Below are 21,533 nucleotides of genomic sequence, written 5' to 3' on the forward strand. Positions count from 1 at the left end.
TTTAAACTTACATCCAGTCGCTGAAACTTGAATCGCTGGGCATGCGCCAGTCGGCGCGGGGTGACAGAGAAATTGTACCGACTTTCGGGCCGTCAGGAATGCAGCTGCGCTTGAACTGTTGCGTAAAGAACCTGCGCACGAATACGGCTAAGGCCTTTTCCAGTTCTTCGTCGCTGAACTTGCCGGCAAAGGCATACTTCGCGAGGAACAGGAGCTTTTGCGGAGCGGCGCCGTACTTTGCGAAATGGTACAGATAGAAGTCGTGGATTTCGTAGGCGCCCAAGATACTTTCCGTCTTCTGCGCAATCTGTCCGTTAGAATCGGCGGGCAAAAGTTCCGGCGACACGGGCGTGTCCAAGATATCGCGAAGCACATCGGCAAGTTCTTTTGCCGTCTTCTTGTCGGCGGTAAAGCTTTTGGCATGGTCCGCATACCAGCCCACCACATGGCGCACGAGCGTTTTCGGAATGTCGCAGTTCACCGCATACATGGACATATGGTCAGCGTTATAAGTGCTCCAGCCGAGTGCGATTTCAGAAAGGTCGCCTGTTCCGATAACGATTCCGCCCACGCTGTTCGCGATATCCATCAGAATCTGCGTGCGTTCGCGGGCCTGCACGTTTTCGTAAGTCACATTGAGCGTCTTCGGGTCATGTCCGATATCAGCAAAATGCTGCAGGCAAGCCTTCTGGATGTCGACCGTGCGCAATTCTACACCCAAGAGTTCCGCCATCGTGACGGCGTTATTCTTGGTGCGCTTGGTCGTACCGAATCCGGGCATCGTAAGCACCAAGATTTCAGAAGCAGGGCGCTTCAGGAGCTTGAATGTTTCTGCGACCACGAGCAAGGCAAGCGTAGAATCCAAACCGCCGCTAAGGCCAATCACCGCGCGCGCAGAATGCGACGCTTCGAGTCGCTTCGCAAGTCCTGCGCATTGGATATTGAAAATCTCGGTGCAGGACTTGTCGCGAGTTTCGATGTTCCCCGGCACAAACGGCATCGGCGCCACAAAGCGGTACTTGAGGCTATCAATCGAACGCAGACAAGCGAAACTCGCCGCGCGCGCATAGAAGCCGCGACTGTCGAAATCCTGGAACGAACCTTCGCTCAAGCGCTGCATGTTCAGACGTTCCACATCCACGTCTGCGTAAATAATTTCAGATTCGCGGCTGAACGGCTTGCTTTCGGCAATCATGCTACCGTTCTCAGCAATCATCAAGTGCCCGCTAAAGACCATGTCCGTCGTCGATTCATGCACACCAGCCGACGAATAAATGTAGGCCGCCATGCAGCGAGCCGACTGGTTCATCACCAGGTTGCGGCGGTAATCGCGCTTGCCCACCAGGGCATCGCTTGCCGACAGGTTCACAATCACGTTCGCACCGGCCAGGGCAAGCTCGCCACTCGGCGGCACCGCCGTCCACAAGTCTTCGCAAAGTTCCACGCCCACGCGAACTTCAGAGCCAGACTTTCCGGCAACCGTAAAGAAGTTCGTCACCGGCACATCGCCAAAGCCTTCGACACGGCAAACCGGCGCAGCCCCTGCCGCACCGCCGCGCAACAAATCGCGGCCACTCGAGAAATGACGTTTTTCGTAGAACTCGCGCTGATTCGGCAAATGAATCTTGGGCGTCACCGCCACAAGCTTGCCACGCTGCAAGAATGCGGCGCAGTTGTAAAGGCAACCAAACATTCTAAGCGGAAGCCCCACCGCAATCACCGTATCGCTATCCGCAAAAGCCTTCGCAATCTCCGAAAGCGATTCCAGGCTCTTTTTAAGCAACAGCTCCTGATGGAACAGGTCGCTGCAGGTGTACCCCGTAATGCAGAGTTCGGGGAACACGACAAAAGCCGCTCCCCCGTCAATCGCCTCGCGGGCGCAACGGATAATTTCAGCCGTATTGTAGGCGGTATCGGCGACTTTCAGCGTCGGGCAAACAGATGCGAATCGGTAAAATCCAAACATAACCTAAATATAGATTAGTTTGGCCCCTGTCAACGGCCGGACTTGATTCCGAGCTTGTTCATGCGGTAATTCATCATGCGCGGAGACACGCCCAAGTCGCGGCCCGCGGCAGAAAGGTTACCGTTATTGCGCTTGATAGCCTCGGTAATGATTTCGCGTTCGTAATTGTTCATCATCACTTCGAGCGGAGCGGTCTTGGCCGTCACAGCACCTGTAGGCCCTACGCTAAGGCTCGTCTGCAGCGAAGGCGGCAAGTTGTAGCTGTGAATGCAGTCGTCGCTTGCGGTAAGCACCGCGCGTTCCATGCTGTTTTCCAGTTCACGCACGTTACCCGGCCAATGGTAACTCATGAGCAAGTTGATGGCCGTCGTCGAGAGGCGCACAATCTTCTTGTTGTAGCGAAGATTCATCTTTTCGATGAAATGTTCCGCGAGCAAGATGATGTCGGACTTACGCTTCGCAAGATCCGGCATGGTAATCGGGAAAATGTTCAGGCGGTAGAACAAGTCTTCGCGGAACTTACCCTGCGCAATCAGTTCTTCCAGATTACGGCTCGTGGCCGCCAAAAAACGCACATCGGAATGAAGTTCTTCGTTGCTGCCCACACGGCTAAAGGTGCGCTCCTGCAAGAAGCGCAACAGTTTCACCTGAGTTTGCATCGTAAGGTCGCCAATTTCATCGAGGAAAAGCGTTCCCCCGTCGGCGGCTTCGGCACGGCCAATGCGGCGGTTCACCGCACCCGTAAAGGCGCCCTTCTCGTGACCGAAAAGTTCGCTTTCTACCAGGTTTTCGGGGAGTGCTGCGCAGTTGAGCGTAATAAAAGGCTTATCCTTTCTTGCAGACAAATTCACAATCGCACGGGCGATCATTTCCTTACCCGTACCGCTACCGCCGCGAATCAAGACTGTCGCATCGCTCGGGGCCACCTGACGCACCTGTTCGTAAATCTGCTGCATTTCGCGGCAGTTACCCACCAGTTCGCCGGGGTTGTTCGAAAGCATGTCACGAAGCTTGCGGTTTTCTTCGAGCATGGCTTCGTGTTCGTTGTGCAATTCAATGCATTCGTTGGCCGCATCGCCCGTGATGTTCGCAATAATTTCAAGGAGCGCCACGTCGCGGTCCAAGTCCGTAGAGCCGTCTACCGGGCGGTCAATCGAGAGCGTTCCGATAACCTGACCGTCGTGAATCAGGGGCACGCAAATAAACGCCACCTGGGAGTCATAATGGCGGCTACCCGTGCGGTTCAAGAAGCGGGAATCTTTGCGCAGGTCCGGAATCACATGGCTAATACCGCGTTCTGCGACATGGCCCGTAATGCCTTCACCCATACGGTAAAGGCCTTTTTGCTTTTCCGATTCATCGAGCCCGCGGGAAGCTTCAATCTTAAGAGTGTCACCGAACAGAAGCGCGAACGTTCCGCGCAACATGCCAAGTTCGGATTCCAGAATGCCAAGGACGTTTTCCAGCAACTTTTCCACATTGCGTTCGTGAATAATCGCGACGCTGATCTTCTGGATGACAGAAATTTCGGATCCTATTGGGGACGGCATGGACATAAGATAGTAATTGGTTAGGGGTTAAAGTTTTTCCCTGATTCTCCTAAGGGCTTCGCAGGTGCGTTCGTAGTCACCGAAGGCGGTCAGACGGAAGTATCCTTCGCCGCAGGGGCCAAAGCCGCTACCCGGAGTACCCACGACTTCGCAGGTGGCAAGCAGGCGGTCAAAGAAATCGAAGGATTTTTCGCCGTCTGCGATTTTCCACCAGATGTACGGGGCATGTTCGCCGCCGAACACCGTGTAACCTGCAGCGGTCAGTTCCTTGCGGATTACGCCTGCGGTACGCATGTATCCCGCAATGACTTCTTTTGTCTGCAACCAGCCCACCGGCGAATAGATCGCCTCGGCGGCACGCTGGGTCACGTAGCTTACGCCGTTGAACTTGGTGCACTGTCTGCGGTTCCACATGGCACGGAGTTTAGAAAGTTCGTGCGGAATCACCGTATAGGCGCAGCGCACGCCCGTAAAGCCGGCCGTCTTGCTGAAGCTGCGGAATTCAATGGCGCACGTGCGCGCACCCGGAATTTCGAAAATGGAATGCGGCAAGGTTTCGTCCTGGATGTAGCAGTTATAGGCGCCGTCGAACAGAATCAATGCTCCGTTTTCGTTTGCGTAGTTGACGAACTTCTGCAAAGTTTCGCGGCTAAGGACTGTACCCGTGGGGTTGTTCGGGCTGCAAAGGTAAATCAGCTGCACCGGTTCCTTTGGCAAATCCGGCTGGAAATTGTTTTCGGCAGTCGATGCAAGGTAGGTCACCTTAGAAAAATGTCCGTCACTTTGCAAAACGCCTGCACGGCCAGCCATCACGTTGGAGTCCAGATAGACCGGATAAACCGGGTCCGGAATCGCAATCTTCACATTTTCTGTAAAAAGCTCCTGAATGTTTGCCACATCGCACTTGGAACCATCGCTCACGAAGATGTCATCCGGGTCCATTTCGATGCCACGGGCGGTGTATTCGCCACGCACGATTGCCTCCCGCAAAAAGTCGTAACCCTGCTCGGGGCCGTAACCGCGGAACGTTCCCTTTTCGGCCATTTCGTCCACAGCCTTGTGCATAGCCTTGATGACTTCCGGGATTAAGGGTGTGGTCACATCGCCGATACCCAGTCGGATAATGTCGGCATCGGGCTTTTTCGCCTGATATTCCTTGATTTTCTGGGCGATAGTCGAGAAAAGGTAGCTGCCTGGCAGCAAGTCGTAGTTGGTGTTGAGGATAGATGAATTCATAGTGTTAGTAGGAAGTAGGAAGTTGGAAGTAGACAGTGATTAACAGTGTGGGATGTGAAGTTTTGAATAGTCTTTCTCGATGCTCAGAGGGCGAAGCCCGTCCTCAAAGCGAGTTTACGAGCGACCTCACGCCTCAATTACTCCTCTAAATACTTCTTCTGCGGGACCGGTCATCAGGACGGGGCCACCTTCTTCGTGCTTGATGTGGAGAACACCGCCGTCGAGGATTACGTCGGCTTCAACGCCCACGCGGCCCGTGCGCTGGGCCGCAACGAGGGTTGCGCAACTGCCGGTGCCGCAGGCCATGGTGACTCCGCAACCCCGTTCCCAAACCCGCATGCGGATTTGGGTGGGCGCCGCTCCCGCAGCGGGAATCACCTGGGCAAATTCAATGTTGCAGCGGTCAGGGAACTGCTTGTCCACTTCTAGAATGCTTCCCCACTTTTCCAGCTGAATTTTTTCGATGTCATCCACGAAAATCACCGCGTGCGGATTTCCCATCGAGACCGTCTCGGCGGTAAAGTCGAAGCTGTCGGCCGTGAGCTTGATCGAGCCCAAGAAGTTTCTCGGAAGGCCCATATCCACGCACACGCGACCATCGTCTAAAAGCGCTGGCTTCACCAGGCCGCTCTTGGTATGTAAATTGAAGACCTTCGTATTTGCGTCTTTTGCAAGACCGCGGCTGCGGATGTACTTCGCCACACAACGCGTCGCATTACCACACATGGCCGCTTCGCTCCCATCGGCATTAAAGATGCGCATTTCGAAATCGACACCGTTCGGCACGGATTTCGCAGCAGGCCCCACGCTGGCACCGACGCCCGTATCGCCCAGCACCAGGCAACCGTCCTTATCCATCGGCGTTACAATCACCACACCATCAGCACCGATACCGAAGCGACGGTCACAAAGCTTAATTACCCTTCCTGTAAAAGCGGCGCCATATTCCGGCGTCTGCCCCGGTTCATAAAGCACGAAATCGTTGCCCAACCCGGTCCATTTTGAAAAATTAATTGGCATAATTCAGTTCTCTTTATAATTTTCCACGCCCCCATTTGCAAAAAATATGCCAACTTTACAAAAATTGTTAAACCACGCTAAAAACGCCAATTTTATCTAAATTTCAGCAAAAACAAAATTCTGAAATATTACAGATTATGTAAAACAGACAGCGTTCTTTTACATTTTATGTAAAATGCAACTACAAAATAAAAGTCTCAAAAAATCATATTTATCGGCATTTTGGCGTATATAGAATAGATACACCTTCAACAAACCAATTGACGGATATAAATTTATATCCTAAATTTCGTTCACGTTAAAAACAAGGAACACTTTGAAAAGGAATGGGTACGGTTTTTCAAAAACATGGAGCTGTAAATGCAACGTGATGAAATAGAAAAAATAGAACCAGTAAGCAACGGGTTAAAGCTTACCGCAAAAGACGGCAGGCTCGCGACATTGCACTATAAAGATTTCGAACGCTTAAAAAACGCCACCCCAAAACAGCGCCTTGATTACAGAATTTCATTCGAAGGTCTCCGCTGGGACGACCTCGACGAAGACATTTCATTCGAATCCATATTCAATCCAAAGCAGTTCCCACTAAAGCTTTATTCGAAGCTAAAGCCCATAAACATGTCCGAGGTTGCTCGCAGGCTTGGCATACAGCAATCTCTAATGGCCGCTTACATGAACGGATCAAAGCACCCTTCCGAAAAACGTAAAAAAGCAATCCTTGATGAAATTCACAAAATCGCAAACGAGCTTTTGTCTATTTAAGATAAAAAGTCATTTTGGAGATGACATACTAGTTCGGATTTTTCTACATTTTCGCCCGAAAAATTATCTTCAAGGATACAACCATGAAACGTACACATAACTGCGGCCAACTTCGCAAGGAAGATGTTGGCCAGACCGTAACACTCGCCGGTTGGGTGGATCGCCGCCGCGACCATGGTGGTGTGATTTTCGTTGACCTCCGCGACAAGTATGGCAAGACCCAGATCGTTTTCAACCCGGACTACAACGCCGACGTGTTGAAGACCGCCGAACAGCTCCGTAACGAATACGTTATTTACGTGACTGGTAAGGTCTACGCCCGCGAAGAAGGCAACACCAACGAAAAGCTCGCCACGGGTGAAATCGAAGTCAAGGCTGACAAGCTCGAAATCCTGAACGCCGCCCTCACCTCTCCGCTCGCCATTAACGACCCGAACGAAGAATGCAAGGAAAACGACGACCTCCGCCTGCAGTACCGCTACCTGGACCTCCGCCGTCCGTGGATCCAGAAGAAGCTCCTCCTCAAGAGCCGCTTCCTCAAGGCCGTGTACGACTTCTTCTATGCCAACGGTTTTGAAAACATCGAAACTCCGTGCCTTTGCAAGTCCACTCCGGAAGGCGCACGCGACTACCTCGTGCCGTCCCGCGTGAACCCGGGCAAGTTCTACGCCCTTCCGCAGTCTCCGCAGCAGTACAAGCAGCTCTTGATGATTGCCGGCATGGACCGCTACTTCCAGATTGCCAAGTGCTTCCGCGACGAAGACCTCCGCGCCGACCGTCAGCCGGAATTCACGCAGATCGACGTCGAAATGTCCTTTGTGAACCAGGACGAAGTCATGGAAATGTTCGACAAGTTCGTGACCGAAGTTCTCGGTAAGGTTTGGAACTTCGAACCGCCGCGCCACATCCGCCGCATGAAGTGGGCAGAAGCCATGCTCAAGTACGGGAGCGACAAGCCGGACCTCCGCTTCGACCTCGAAATTCACGACGTGTCCGAAATCGGTGCAAAGTCCAACTTTGGCGTGTTCAAGAACTGCGTTGCCGCCGGTGGCAAGATCCGCGGTATCGCTGCCAAGGGTTGCGTAGACTTCACTCGTAAGCAGATCGACGAACTCACCGCCTACGTGGGCAAATACGGTTCCAAGGGCCTCGTGTGGATGCGCGTCAAGGAAAATGACGAAGTGGAAACTCAGGTCGGCAAGTTCTTTACTACCGAACAACTTAACGAACTCCGCGACGCTGTTGGCGCTAAGTGCGGCGACATGATGTTCTTCATCGCAGGCCCCGAAAAGGTTGCTGCAACCGCTATGGGTCAGCTCCGCTTGGAAGTTGCCCGTATCAAGGGTCTCCGCGATCCGAAGAAGCGTGAATTTGTGTGGATTACCGAATTCCCGATGTTCGAATACAGCGACACCGAAGGCCGCTACATGGCTATGCACCACCCGTTCACCAACCCGCTTCCGGAACACCTGGACATGATGCTCAGTGGCAACCTCAAGGATTGCAACGCTGAAGCTTATGACCTTGTTCTGAACGGCGTGGAAATCGGCGGTGGTTCTATCCGTATTCACAACCCGGAAGTGCAGGAAAAGGTGTTCCGCTTGCTCGGTCTCTCCGAAGAACAGGTGAAGACCAAGTTCGGCTTCTTCGTCGACGCCTTCAAGTACGGCGCTCCTCCGCACGGCGGTCTCGCCTTCGGTCTCGACCGCGTTGTCGCTACCATGGAAGGTGAAGAATCTATCCGTGACTACATCGCGTTCCCGAAGAACACCAGTGCTTCTAGCCCGATGGACCAGTGCCCGAGCGAAGTGGACCTCCAGCAGCTGCAGGACATTCACATCTCCGTGCAGATGCCGAAGGCTGCGAAGTAGACAGTAGGAAGTAGACAGTAGACAGGGTACTGTTGGCTGATTGCAAGAGAACTTCCTCTGACTGATATTACAGCAGTGCCCCGCAATTCGCGGGGCATTTTTTTGTATCTTAACCACAGACTCTTAACCCCCAATATGGAGAAATTCAAATGAAACTTACTACTCGCGCTATTGCCGAAGCGATCGGCACCTTCTGGCTTGTGTTTGGCGGCTGCGGTGCAGCTGTGCTCGCATGCGGCGTCCCGACCACCGGTATCGGTTACGTGGGCGTGTCGCTCGCGTTTGGCCTTACGGTGCTTACCATGGCCTACGCCATCGGTCACATTTCGGGCTGCCACCTGAACCCGGCTGTCACGCTCGGTCAGGTTGCCGGCGGCCGCTTCCCCGCTAAGGAAGCTCCGGCCTACATCGTGGCCCAGGTCATCGGCGGTATCATTGCGGCGGCCGTGCTCTACTGCATTGCCCAGCCCGACCTCACCAACGCAGGTATCGGCGCATTCGCTACCAACGGCTGGTCCGATTCCCTCAAGGACGGCCTGAACGCCTTTGGCGGCAAGACCTCCGGCATGCTCTCCGCATTCCTCATTGAAACCGTGCTCACGGCTATTTTCCTGTTCGTGATCATGGGCGCTACCGACGGTCGCGCACCTGCAGGCTTTGCCCCGATCGCGATCGGCCTCTGCCTCACGCTCATCCACCTCATCTCAATCCCGGTGACCAACACGTCTGTGAACCCGGCCCGCTCTACCGCAATGGCTGTGTTCGTTGGCGGTGCTGCCATCAAGCAGCTCTGGCTATTCTGGGTAGCCCCGATTCTCGGTGGCGTAATCGGCGGTATCGCTTATAAGTGCATCGCCGAATGCAAGTGCTGCAAGAAGTAATTTTTCGGCCTCTTTTTAAGCTGATTTTGAATGTCCGGACACCCCGTCCGGGCATTTATTTTTTACACATAATTAACGAAATTTTTCAAGAAATCCGTTTTTCGGAACAATTCACCCCGTGAATTTTTTAAACGTTTGTGATTTACATCAAACAGCAACAAAAAACTGTAAAGAATGCATTAACAAACCCCTTTTTGAAATAAATCTTGTTACTTTAACCTACGGTGTTGAGGGTAAGTGGCCTTAGGCCAGGGACTTGTTATGAATAAAAAAGTTGCATTTTTACCTTTCGCGGTCGCCGGGGCATTGTTTATCGGTTGTTCCGACAAGGCAGAAGAATCCAATCCTGTCACCAACCCCATTCTTGGTGAACAAACTCCGATTACAGACCCTTATATCGATCCTGTTACTGGCGACTACGTTAATCCCAATACCGGCGAATCTATTCCGACTGTTCCCTATGTCGATCCTAACACAGGCGAAACCGTTCCCGCCATTCAAGTAACCGACCCCAACACCGGCGTAATCGACACAATTCCAGTAGTCATCACCGATCCCAACCAGGGTAATTCCAATCCGGGCGTATCTAGCGCCTCGACGGATTCTGGCACAAATCCGACAGACCCAAATATTCCGAACCAGAATCCTATTATTCCGACTTCTTCGGCTGCTCAACCCGTATCATCGTCGAGCGGACTCAAGGAATACGATGATAACCACAAGGCCAAGGAAACGTTCCTCCCGAAGGCTGGATTCTATTCCAACTTGACGATTGAACCGCCCACCCCGCAAAAGGGTGGCCAGATCAAGTGTACTTTTGACGGTTCCTTCCCCACCCAGAATTCTGAATCTATCACTCAGGCCAAGCAGATCACGCAAAACACCGTTGTCCGCTGTTCTGAATTCGTGAACGGTCAGGCGGCCGATACGACTACGCAGACATACTTTATCAACGAAAAGGTTTCGATGCCTGTGGTGGCCTTGACCGTGAATCACACCGACATGTTCGACTCTTCCAGGGGTCTTTACGCAACTGGTGACTTGAACGGAGGCGGCATGGGCGGCATGCCCGGCGGCATGAACTTTGGCGGAGGCAATGTTTCGGACAACAACAACCCGAAATGCACCGAGCCCTGCCAACAGGCAAACTTCTGGAAAGACACCGAACTCCCCGTGCACGTGGAATACTTCGAAAAAGGAAGCTCCACCACCGAAAAGACTTGGGAAATTGACGCAGGCATTTCGATTATCGGAAACTGGAGCCGCTACAAACCCAAGAAGAGTGTCGCCATCAAGATGGATAACGACGATTACGGCGACAAGGTGCTCAAGTATTCATTCTTCAAGACTCGCCCCGAAGCAAAGAAGATGAAGAGCTTTAACCTCCGCAACAATGGTAACCGTTTCTGGACGGACTACTTTGGCGACCCGATGCTTGTAAGCCTGATGGAAGGCACCGAAGTAGATTACCAGCGTAGTTTGCAAGTGGTGGTATTCTACAACGGCGAATACTTCGGCATTCACGACTTGCGCGAACGCCTGAACAGGAGCTTTGTAGAAACAAATTATGGCATTGATTCTAAATCCATTAACGTGGTCAAGAACTGCAGCAACGGAGACGACGGTTGCGTCAACGGATGGGCGCCCAGCGGCACCAATGGAGCCTCGAGCGCAGAATTTGGCCAGCTGACAAACATGATTACCAGCGGAAACTTCGCTGGAGAAAACAATCCGTCTTACGAAGAAGTCAAGCAAAAAATGAACGTGAGCAGTTTCGCCCAGTACATGATTGCCGAAATGTATATTCATAACGGCGACTGGCCGAACAATAACATCCGCGCTTGGGGCAGCCCCGAAAAAGGAATCCCGTTCAAATTCATGATTTTCGACGTCGACCACGGCTACGGATTCTCTCCTGGCATTACGGGATTCGATACCGAAAGCCACAACATGTTCCAGTGGGTACTGGGTAGCGCCACCATGGATAACGGTCAGGGAAATGGGCAACCGGGCGGACAAGATCCCGGACAAGGTCAATGGCCCGGCATGGGCGGCGGCTGGGGTGGCGGCTTCGGCATGGGCGGCGCAAATACCACCATCGGAAACATGCTCAAAAAACTTTTGGCCAATCCCGATTTCAAACGTTTGTTCATCAACCAGGGCTGCATTCTCCTAAACGACTACCTGACTTACGAAAAGGTCCAGAAGGCGGTGCAGACTATGGCTGCCATGATTCCGAGTTCCGAACAGCAACGCGACGAACAGCGCTGGCCACGCAATCAGTCGGCATTCAACTGGTCTCCCAGCGGTAGCGACCTCTTAAAATTCGCACAAAACCGCACGCAAACCTTTAGACAGGAATTGGGTAACTACTTCGGTCTCCAGGGCGAAGCAACCGTGAGCATTTCTGCAAGCGGAAACGGCTCTGTTCTTGTCGAAGGCATGAAGCTCCCGAGCAGCAATTACCAAGGCAAGTTCTTTACCGGGATGCAGATGCAGCTCCAAGCCATTCCTTCGGCTGGCAGCGTATTTAGCGGATGGTCCGATGGCAACACCGCCAACCCGCGCCTGATTGACATCAGCGGCAATACGAACATAACGGCTCAGTTCAAGTAAGCATTTCTCTTTTCATATGAACCAAAAGGTGGAAACACAACGTTTCCACCTTTTTTATAATATCACGCTCTTGCTTCAATACAACAGAGCCGAGCAACCTTACAAAGTCTAACGATTAGTAGTCCTTGACGCAACGGACGCTGAACGAATCATAGCTAGAAGAGGTCGTCTGCAAACCGAAACTTCCCATCCAGTCATATTCGTAGTAGAAATAATATTGAAATTCAGTACGCGTCGTATCGAGAGTAAACCTACGTTCAGGAACTTCAGGCAACGAATCGGCAGCCGTAGAATCCGAAACAACCGTTGAATCGGCCACCACCAAGGAATCCGCCGTAGAATCCTCAGGCACAGCAACCACAATGGTTTCTTCCACAGGATCATCGATGTAAACCGTATCGATTTTCAAGCGAACATAAAGGGAATCGTTTCTCACCCAAAAAGCAGCCTCGTTGAACGCGCTTCTCTCACGAGCACTTCTGTAAGTTGTCGTCAGCATGGTGAAGCCCGTCGAATTGGTCGGCGTCACCCTTGAAAGATCCCACATTCCGTCATTACCAAAGAAATCACCATTCTTTTCAGAAGCAGCCCTCAAGTCAAGCCATTCCTCTTTAGAAGGCAAATGCCATCCGTCCGGACATACGGAAGCTTTTTCGGAAGCATTATAAGAAAGTCCAATGTCAAAATACGAAAGAGTATCTTGATGAGAACTGGCATTGCATTTGAGGTAAGAATCGCAAAAGGCATCACCAACAGTATAGCGCATGTTTTCGGCCATCCAGAAATAGCTACCGATTTTCAGATACCCGTAAACATTGCCGTCTCGCGGATCCGTAAAATAGCTGTATTCAAGAGAATCGTTAAAATAATTCTTGGCACCTCTCTGGATGTACTGCCATACAGAATCGGCTAAACGCATTGCCTCTATATTCTTTTCTCGAACTGCCATAAAGGATTTTAAAGCCGAAACAGAGTCCAAAACGGCACCCTGAACACAGCGGACATTCAATTTGCTTGTTTTACCCGAGAAATCAGCGACAAACGCATCATAATTTTCAACATTCACCGTATAAGAAACGGCATCGTAAGAATTGGATCTGTAAGAATAGCCGTAATCCAAATTGATTCGAACACCGTTCGCCGGAGTACTCGTCCAGAACGTTTCGGTACTCTTCCAGCCGTCTTCAAGTTTTGCGCAAGGGAAAGTAGAATCGCACATCAGTAGCACATTGGACTTCAACACATCGAATTCCGCCATGACAGGCAAATGCCAACCCGGCGGACAGATACCATCGTTATAAGAGGTATCGCTATAGTAACCGAAATTCATTGCGGCATCGTAAGTGTATGTCTGGCCCGAAGGTTCCTTAGCGGCAGGCGTTTCCTCTGAATCGGCAATCGAAGCAACAGGCATAATGTCTCCGGACCAGCCGCTATAATCATTGGACGGAGCCTTCGCCAATTCAGGAATCCCTAGCGTATCGTAAAAGGCCAAGTTTTCAGCCATCCACACCTGATCGCCAATTTTTACCGTCTTATAAGTTTTCCCATCACGCGGGTCGACCATCGATCCCGTCTTGAAAAATTCACCTTTGCCACCAGAACGCCCCGAAGACGGATTATAGCCATCGTAATCGTCGGCATCGCTACTGCTACCGCCGCATGCAGTAAAAAGACTTGTCGCAAATGCCATGGAAAGAGATAAAGCAAGAATGCTCTTTTTCATAATCCTAACCTCATATTTTATAATTCACATCAAATATAGATTTTCAATTTCAGTATTGGCGTGGAGTTCGCCTTTTACTATATTTACTCTCGTAATTTTTAACCCGAAAACCGATGTGTGTTGCAACATGCGAACCGTCGAAAAATCAAAAGGAAGATACAATGGCTGACAATCTGTCCGTCCTCGGCAAGGCCCGCAAGGCCTACCAGCCGAAACTCCCCGCCGCTCTCCGCGACGGCGCTCTCAAGGTCTCTCTCAACAAGGGTAAGGCTACCGAATCTGTGCGCGACCAGGCCAAGATCAAGGCTCTGTTCCCGAACACCTACGGCGCTCCCTACATTTCCATGAAGAAGGCTACCAAGGCTCAAGCCGGTAAGGCCCTCAACGTGGGCGTGGTGCTCTCCGGTGGCCAGGCTCCTGGTGGACACAACGTGATTGCAGGTATCTTCGACGGTATCAAGAGCATCAGCAAGAATTCCAAGCTCCTCGGCTTCCTCGGCGGTCCGTCTGGCCTCGAAAACGGCAAGTTCATCGTGATCAACGAAAAGATCATGGACTCCTACCGCAACACCGGTGGCTTCGACATCATCCAGTCCGGCCGTACCAAGCTCGAAACTGAAGAACAGTTCAAGAAGTGCATGGCTGTCGCCAAGGCTCAGAAGCTCGACGCTATCGTGATTATCGGTGGTGACGACTCCAACACCAACGCTGCTGTTCTCGGTGAATACTTCCAGGCCAACGGCGCAAGCTGCGTGGTTTGCGGCTGCCCGAAGACCATCGACGGCGACCTCAAGAACGAATACATCGAAACCTCCTTCGGTTTCGACACTGCCGTCAAAACCTATTCCGAACTCATCGGCAACATCATGCGCGATGCCAACTCCGCTCAGAAGTACTGGCACTTCATCAAGCTCATGGGCCGTAGCGCTTCTCACATTGCTCTCGAAGCCGCTCTCCAGACCCATCCGAACATCTGCTTGATCTCTGAAGAAGTCAAGGCCAAGAAGATGAAGCTCAAACAGGTCATCAAGTACGTTGCAGACATCGTCGCTGCCCGTGCTGCTGACGGCAAGAACTTCGGCGTCTGCCTGATTCCGGAAGGCCTCCTCGAATTCATCCCGGATGTCGGCGTGCTCATTTCCGAACTCTCCGAAGCCCTCGCCCACCACGAAAAGGAAGTCGAAGGCCTCGACACCGCCGCCAAGGTTGAAAAGCTCTGCAACTGGATTTCCAAGGCTTCTGCCGAAGTCCTCAAGAGCCTCCCCTCCACCACTCAGGGCCAGCTGATGCTCGACCGCGACAGCCACGGCAACGTGCAGGTTTCCCTCATCGAAACCGAAAAGCTCGTCATCGAAATGGTGAAGAAGGAACTCAAGAGCCGCAAGAACTTCAAGGGCAAGTTCTCCGCCCTCAACCACTTCTTCGGTTACGAAGGCCGCTGCGCCGCTCCGTCGAACTTCGACGCCGACTACTGCTACAGCCTCGGTTACACCGCTTCTGTGCTCGCCTTCAACAAGATGAACGGCTACATGAGCTCTGTGCGTGACCTCACGAAGGGTATCGAAAAGTGGACTGCCGGTGGCATTCCTATCACCATGATGATGAACATCGAACGTCGTCACGGTGCCGACAAGCCGGTGATTCAGAAGGCTCTCGTTGAACTCGACGGTGCTCCGTTCAAGTTCTTCGCCAAGAACCGCGAAGTTTGGGCCAAGACTGAATCCTACACCTATCCGGGTCCGATCCAGTACTGGGGTCCGAGCGAAGTTTGCGACGTGACCAACTTTACGATTAAGCTGGAACGCGGCGCCATTAAAGTCAAATAATTTAGACTTCGTCTAAAACTTAAGTCCCTCGCATTTTTGCGAGGGATATTTTTGTTTTTAACAATTATTAAAAATGGCGGACTTTCGCCCGCCACTTTCTAATTGTCTACTAAAGATCCTTCGACTTCACTTCGTTTCGCTCAGGATGACACTTTCGTGTCACTTCTGCCCTTCGCTTGTACTCAGCAGGTACGCGTTGATGAACGGCTTGATTTTACCGTCGAGCACGCCTGCGGTATCCGAAGTTTCCACACCGGTGCGCAAGTCCTTCACCAACTGGTAAGGCTGCAGCACGTAGCTACGAATCTGGCTACCCCATTCGACCTTTTTCTTTTCGGCCATACGGGCATCACGCTTGGCTTCTTCTTCCAGGCGGTAATGTTCGGCGACCATGGTCTTGAGCATCTTGTAGCAGGTTTCGCGGTTCTGGATCTGGCTACGTTCGGTCTGGCAGCTCGCCATAATGCCCGTGGGCAAGTGAGTCATACGCACGGCAGAATCCGTCTTGTTGATGTACTGGCCACCGGCACCGCTACTGCGGTAAGTATCCACACGCACGTCAGCCATATCCAAATCGAATTCGATGTCTTCGTGTTCGGGGTACAGGTACACGGCGGTAAAGCTCGTGTGGCGGCGGGCGTTCGCATCGAACGGGCTGATGCGCACCAAGCGGTGCACGCCGATTTCGGAACGGAGGAGCCCATAAGCGTTTTCGCAAGTGACCTCGATGGTCGCGCTCTTGAGGCCGGCGTCTTCCGCTTCCTGGAAGTCCACCACCTTGAAGTCCATGTTTTCGCGTTCAAAGAAATGCGTATACATGCGGAAGAGCATCAGCGCCCAGTCTTGCGACTCGGTGCCACCTGCGCCCGGGTGAATGGACATCAGGCAGCTGCAGGCATCATCGGGGCCGTTCAGCATTTTCTTGAATTCCATCGCCTCGATTTTCGATTTGAGTTCAGCGATGTCGGAATCGATCGATGCCGTCAAATCGGCGGATTCTTCCGCCTTGCTCATTTCATAAAGTTCGGCGAGGTCATCGCAGCTCTGCGAGACTTCTTTCCACGAGTCCAGCAGGGCGCGCAGATTGCCGATTTTTTTCATCATGGCCTGCGCCTTTTCCTGGTCATTCCACAGGTTCGGGTCGGCGGAGTCCTTTTCCAAAACGTAGAGTTCTTCGGTTTTGGCTTCTAAGTCAAAGATACCCCCAGAGCTTGTCGATGCGCGTACGCAAGTCGATCAGCCCGGTGTGCGTCGTATTGAATGCCATTACTTAGCAGCTCCAATAGCCTGCGGCGGAGTGTACTTGGCATCGAGGTACTGCACCTTGTAGACCTTTCCGAGGCCGTCGAGGTAAGCCTTGAGCTGAGCCTGACGGTCCTGTTCGGCCTGCACTCGCAGAATGTAGTCGATCTGGTGCTTGTAGCTTTCGTACTTGCCGTCGTTCTTTTCGGTCAGCATGAAGATGGCGATACCGTCCTTGTCGGTATACGGTTCGGTGATTTCGCCGACCTTGACCTTGTTCACGGCCTTCACAAAAGCATCGCCCTTGGACTTGGCAACAAACTTAGCCATCACGCCACCAGTCTTCTTGGCGGTTTGGTCGTCGCTGTACATGGCAGCGAGCTGAGCAAACGTAGCCTTCTTGCTGCGCACCTGGGCGGCAAGGCCCTGCAACATCACCTTGGCGTCTTCGATTTCCTGCTTGGACTTACCCTTGGTGTAAATCACGATACGGGCACCGCTAATGGAATCGTTAATGGCCACCTTCGTCTTGTTGAGTTCCCAGAAAGCTTCCTTCTGCTTTTCGGTCGGATCCTTCGGATACGGCACCTTCTTTTCGAGAATTGCTTCGCTCTTCAGCTGGTCTTCGATCTTTTCCTTGAACTGGGCCATGGTGGTGTTAGACTTCTTGAGTTCCTTCTGGAAGGCGTCTTCGCTCGGGAACTGGGACTTGAAGAGCTTGGTCAAGCTGTCGACCTTGCCCTGAGAAACCTTGATACCCATCTTCTTGGCTTCGAGCTTGATGAGTTCCTGACCGACCAGATTGTCGATCACGGCATAACGGAGCTGGGTCATGGTCTTGTCATCAATCTTCTTGCCGCGGAGCTGCTGTTCGCCGAGCATTTTGGCGAGGCTATCGATTTTACCTGCAGAAATACCGACTTTTTCCACACGGATTACATCCATGCTTTTGGAATTCAACAACTGAGCAGAAGCGACACCTGCGGCCAGAGCGACCGTCAGGATACCGCGAGAAACAAATTTAAAAGAACGCATTTTTATTCCTTTTTAAAATTTTCCGGTGTAAATATAGAAAAAGTGTGCGAGGTGAGCCCAGCATGGGCAAACTTGTTTGCCCATATTGCCGATCCGAAGCCACGGACGCCATAGGCGTCAAAAGGCGAGAGCCGCGACAAAAACATTATGTTTTTGGCATGGCCGAGCCATACTATATGCACTCCGAAGGAGTGCCATATAGTAAAATAGCAGTTCTAAACCCAAAAGTTCGCTGATTAGTTGTCCTTTAGGCAGCGAATCGAATACGACAGTTCCTTCTTTTCACCCCGCAAATCTACACCATCGCCCTCCCCAAAACAAACTGCATTCGCCAAATGAATCACATCAGAGGTTGAACTCCAAAAACAGGTTCTTTGACCTTTGTTATAATATTGTTCTCCCCTAGATCTATACCCAGCTGGCAAGACCGTAAAACCGAAAGCATCAATTCCACTACCTTTTTTCCAACCACCACCTTTTAAAAGCGTTCCTGGCTCCGAGTTCATAATCAATCCCGACCGCGATGTAGCCTTAGTAGAAACCAATTGTTCCAGTTCCATACTTGAGGGCAAATGCCAACCTTCCGGACAAACACCCCTAACAGGATAATCAACAGAGCATTCTGCATAGTCACCACACCCCGATCCTTTTTTTGAAAAAACGGCTGAACTATCCATTGCCGCACTCCACAAGTAAAGCCTACCATATTTTGAACAATCTTCATCGTAATAACAAAAACTAGAGGAATCTTCACAATCTGTCGGCTGTAAATAACGATAGTTCAGGTTCTCCGCCATCCACCACTGGTCTCCAATTTTTACAGTCTTGTACGTTTGACCATCCCGAGAATCCGTCAGCGAGCCGTATTCGCACGGTTCAAGATAGGATTGATCACCACACTCTGCAACCAAGGGGACCGTATCGGTCATCCAATCTTCATCACGAACGCAACGAACAGACGCCCCCCATGATTTCATTGTATTATCATAGTATTGAGGAGCATTCCAATACGTCGTCTTATGGAAAACCAGGGTCATAGCTTCATTACCATTGACTTCAGAGCTCCAGATATACGCCCTTGCGTCATCTGCGAAAACGCTATGTTCCACCTCCCCGTCAAAATTCAAAACAAATTTATATTCAGTTTCAACCGCCGTTACACGGAGCCCACTGTATTCCACCGGAAAAGAACTGATGCCGGCATAAAAAAGAGTCGCAAATTCTCTCTGTTCTGGTATATGCCAGCCTTCCGGACAAACTCCCCTTACTGGATAAACCGCAGCGCAATCTGCACCGGAACCGCACCCCGAACCATCCGTAGAAAAGGCACCGGAACTATCCATGACCGCACTCCACAAATACAGACGACCATATTTATTACAATATTCCAGAGAATCGTTAACACAAAAACTACTTGAGTCCAAAGAATCTGTTGGATGCAAATAGGCAAAGTTTAAATTCTTTTCCATCCACCAATGATTACCGATTTTACGAATTTCATATGATTGTCCATCTCGAGAATCCGTCAAAGTACCGGTTATATATTTCGATGGATAACTTTGGTGCCCATTTTTACAAGCTGAATTTAAATCACTGCTTGACGACAATCCAATAATATCGCGGATTTCGCTAGAAGACATTTTTGTCGTTGAACCCGCATTATTGCTACTTGATGAAGATTCCTCTGCAAGCGAGTCGTCATTCGGCGACGATGAACTGCCATCGCAAGCAATGAAAGCGAAAAACAAACAAACGATTGTCACGCACTTCATGTCAAAAAGAAAACTCTTCATAAAACCTCCGTAACTCAAAAACCAAGGCATATTTACTTCTGAAAACCCCGACTAATCCTTTACGCAACGGATAGAAAAGGCATTACTTTTGTCATAATAAGCCCCCATATGCGCACCTAAATAATCAGAATAATCTCGGATTATTGAAACTTGGTAAGCCATATTATCCAAGCTCTCCGTGGCAGTCCAGAACACAGCGAGATTTCCCTCGCCGTCAAAATCGCCGCTATAGCCTCTATCAACCGAAGTTGCTCCTACAAGATAAGAATACGGAATCTCACTAACCCATTTTCCAGCAGGCAGCGCAGAAAATCCATAGAGATCCCTAAGCTCCCTAAAAGACCAGCTGCTTCTTTGCCAGTAGGGTATTGATTTCAGCACTTCTCCCGCAAGTTCCCATCCTGCAACGGCATAAAAGAGTTCATTCCAATCCGTGGTATCGGGTAAATGCCAACCAGCAGGACAAGCATTTTGGGCATCGACCCATTTGTACAGGCGGCCATATTCATCGCAGTATTCCGGTTTGATCAGATAACACATGCTAGAATCCGTGGCATAGTTCAAATTCTCGGCCATCCACGTTTGCGCGCCAATGACAACCGTTTTATAAATCTGTCCATCGCGTTCATCTGTCAACGAGCCTTCTCTCAACTCTGCATCAGGCGAATCCTGGAGGCAACGCACCGTGAAAGCGTTTAGCTTACTGATGCTGTCAAGGCCCGGTCCATAATTATAGCCCACATAAAAGAAAAATGCATTCGCCTCGTCAGCATAATCTTCTGAAGCAGACCAAAAATCAGCAACGGATTGATTATCAAAAATATAACCTTCATTCACATGCTTATACCCCGTAGGAAGAATAGAAAAGCCATAGCTATCTGTCGCCACAGCACTTGTATCAGAAAATTTATACCATACCGAAGTTGATCTCAACGTATGCTTAGCTTCTCCTCTACCGCCCGCATTTACGATGAGAGTCCACCATTCCGCACGATTAGGCAAATGCCATCCTGCGGGGCAAACATCTTGGGCATCGCTCCACGTATAAAGACGACCGAATTTCTTACAATATTCAGGGTCATCTCCATAACAAAAGCTAGCATCCGATGCGTAATTGAGATTTTCAGCCATCCAGACTTGGTTCCCGATAGGCACCGTTCTATAAGTCTGACCATCGCGAGCATCTGTCAATGCTCCGTATTCTATATCTGTATTATAAAGAGCACTGGAGCTATCGCTATCCCCACAAGCAGAAAAGAAGACAGCAAGTACAAAAGCAATAAAAATCAAACGCATAAAAAATCTTTTATGTATAATTTCTCTAGAGATCCTTCGACTTCGCCCGATTCTATCGCCTTCGGCTCCAGAATGACAGCGCTCCACTCAGGATGACACTCTATTTTAAATTTCTTCGGCAAATTCGCTCATGGGCTTGCGCACGGGGTGTCTCGGCGAAGGGCCGCCTTCGGCAGGGTCGGCGTAGCCCACATCCAAGAAGCAAGCAAGCTTGAGATTTTCCGGGAAGTTGAAGGCCTTCTCAATTTCAGAGGCGTTGAAGCCACGGGCCCACAAGGTCGCAAGGCCCAAGTCGGTTGCCTGCATCATCATCGAAGTCGTCACGATGCTCGAATCCATGTCGCCACTCACAAAATCGTCGTGGTAAGTCACGGGAGAATAGCACTTGTCCTTGTCGTAGCAGACCATGAGCACCACAGGGGCGTTGTAGGCCATGCGGGTAATGCCGCGGAGCTTGGCAATGGCGGCCTCGGACTTGAGCACCTTCACGGTCACCGGCTGGCCATTCACGGCCGTCGGAGAAAGGCGACCCGCTTCGAGCACGAGGGAAAGTTTTTCGGGTTCCACAGCCTTGTCGCTGAACTTGCGGCAGCTGTAACGATTTTTGACGAGTTCTTCGAATTTCATATCATAATTTTAGCATTTTATTTCGCTCTTTTCTGCCAATTTCAGTATAGATTTATATAGAAATCCGCCCCAAAAACGGTATCAAA

General features: G+C 51.0%; 15 protein-coding genes. 5 read left to right on the top strand and 10 right to left on the bottom strand.

Annotation, left to right across the window (positions count from 1 at the left end; all coding sequences use genetic code 11):
* Positions 1-7 precede the first annotated feature (7 nt).
* The 4 genes from B9Y58_RS06775 to dapF all read right to left on the bottom strand — a co-directional run bounded on the left by B9Y58_RS06775 (position 8) and on the right by dapF (position 5,772).
* Complete coding sequence (locus tag B9Y58_RS06775) at positions 8-1,966, bottom strand: NAD(+) synthase (protein WP_085534859.1); 1,959 nt, start codon at positions 1,964-1,966, stop codon at positions 8-10.
* A 29-nt stretch (positions 1,967-1,995) separates the two neighbouring features.
* Positions 1,996-3,516: a sigma 54-interacting transcriptional regulator gene (locus tag B9Y58_RS06780; protein WP_234989100.1), complete on the bottom strand. Its 1,521-nt coding sequence runs from the start codon at positions 3,514-3,516 to the stop codon at positions 1,996-1,998.
* Between the two features lie 27 nt (positions 3,517-3,543).
* Positions 3,544-4,752, bottom strand: a complete 1,209-nt coding sequence (locus B9Y58_RS06785) for an LL-diaminopimelate aminotransferase (RefSeq protein ID WP_073322369.1) — start codon at positions 4,750-4,752, stop codon at positions 3,544-3,546.
* Positions 4,753-4,878: 126 nt separating this feature from the next.
* Entirely contained in the window at positions 4,879-5,772 is an 894-nt protein-coding gene (dapF, locus tag B9Y58_RS06790; protein ID WP_073055024.1) for a diaminopimelate epimerase, read from the bottom strand.
* A 360-nt stretch (positions 5,773-6,132) separates the two neighbouring features.
* Between dapF and B9Y58_RS06795 the strand changes: the two genes are divergently transcribed.
* The 4 genes from B9Y58_RS06795 to B9Y58_RS06810 all read left to right on the top strand — a co-directional run bounded on the left by B9Y58_RS06795 (position 6,133) and on the right by B9Y58_RS06810 (position 11,902).
* The gene (locus B9Y58_RS06795) at positions 6,133-6,534 is read left to right on the top strand and encodes a DUF2442 domain-containing protein (protein ID WP_073055022.1); all 402 of its coding nucleotides are present in this window, start codon (positions 6,133-6,135) and stop codon (positions 6,532-6,534) included.
* Between the two features lie 83 nt (positions 6,535-6,617).
* The gene (gene aspS, locus B9Y58_RS06800; RefSeq protein WP_073055020.1) at positions 6,618-8,405 is read left to right on the top strand and encodes an aspartate--tRNA ligase; all 1,788 of its coding nucleotides are present in this window, start codon (positions 6,618-6,620) and stop codon (positions 8,403-8,405) included.
* A gap of 149 nt (positions 8,406-8,554) precedes the next feature.
* Entirely contained in the window at positions 8,555-9,286 is a 732-nt protein-coding gene (gene aqpZ / locus B9Y58_RS06805) for an aquaporin Z (protein WP_073055018.1), read from the top strand.
* A gap of 261 nt (positions 9,287-9,547) precedes the next feature.
* On the top strand, positions 9,548-11,902 hold the full coding sequence (locus tag B9Y58_RS06810; RefSeq protein WP_083532249.1) for a CotH kinase family protein: 2,355 nt from the start codon (positions 9,548-9,550) through the stop codon (positions 11,900-11,902).
* Positions 11,903-12,017: 115 nt separating this feature from the next.
* Here the strand turns inward: B9Y58_RS06810 and B9Y58_RS06815 are convergent, their stop codons facing one another.
* Complete coding sequence (locus B9Y58_RS06815; protein WP_073055014.1) at positions 12,018-13,628, bottom strand: FISUMP domain-containing protein; 1,611 nt, start codon at positions 13,626-13,628, stop codon at positions 12,018-12,020.
* Between the two features lie 161 nt (positions 13,629-13,789).
* On the opposite strand from B9Y58_RS06815, the gene B9Y58_RS06820 reads away from it, so the two are divergent.
* Entirely contained in the window at positions 13,790-15,454 is a 1,665-nt protein-coding gene (locus B9Y58_RS06820; RefSeq protein ID WP_085534894.1) for a diphosphate--fructose-6-phosphate 1-phosphotransferase, read from the top strand.
* 159 nt (positions 15,455-15,613) lie between these two features.
* Here the strand turns inward: B9Y58_RS06820 and prfB are convergent.
* From prfB to B9Y58_RS06850, 5 genes are all read right to left on the bottom strand, one after another.
* Positions 15,614-16,721 (bottom strand): peptide chain release factor 2 gene (prfB, locus tag B9Y58_RS06825; protein WP_109639718.1). Its coding sequence is split into 2 segments (ribosomal slippage): positions 15,614-16,648 and positions 16,650-16,721, totalling 1,107 coding nucleotides; the frame shifts between segments, so codons are not numbered across the junction.
* Positions 16,721-17,731: a peptidylprolyl isomerase gene (locus B9Y58_RS06830; protein ID WP_073055012.1), complete on the bottom strand. Its 1,011-nt coding sequence runs from the start codon at positions 17,729-17,731 to the stop codon at positions 16,721-16,723. Before B9Y58_RS06830 ends, prfB begins: the two co-directional genes overlap by 1 nt.
* Before the next feature lie 236 nt (positions 17,732-17,967).
* Positions 17,968-19,554, bottom strand: coding sequence for an FISUMP domain-containing protein (locus tag B9Y58_RS06840; protein ID WP_073055008.1), 1,587 nt, complete (start codon positions 19,552-19,554; stop codon positions 17,968-17,970).
* 21 nt (positions 19,555-19,575) lie between these two features.
* On the bottom strand, positions 19,576-20,820 hold the full coding sequence (locus B9Y58_RS06845; protein ID WP_073055006.1) for a fibrobacter succinogenes major paralogous domain-containing protein: 1,245 nt from the start codon (positions 20,818-20,820) through the stop codon (positions 19,576-19,578).
* A gap of 105 nt (positions 20,821-20,925) precedes the next feature.
* Positions 20,926-21,447, bottom strand: a complete 522-nt coding sequence (locus tag B9Y58_RS06850; protein WP_073055004.1) for a nitroreductase family protein — start codon at positions 21,445-21,447, stop codon at positions 20,926-20,928.
* Positions 21,448-21,533 lie beyond the last annotated feature (86 nt).

Origin of the sequence: Fibrobacter sp. UWB15, assembly GCF_900177705.1 — a bacterium.
Classification (GTDB): Bacteria; Fibrobacterota; Fibrobacteria; order Fibrobacterales; family Fibrobacteraceae; genus Fibrobacter.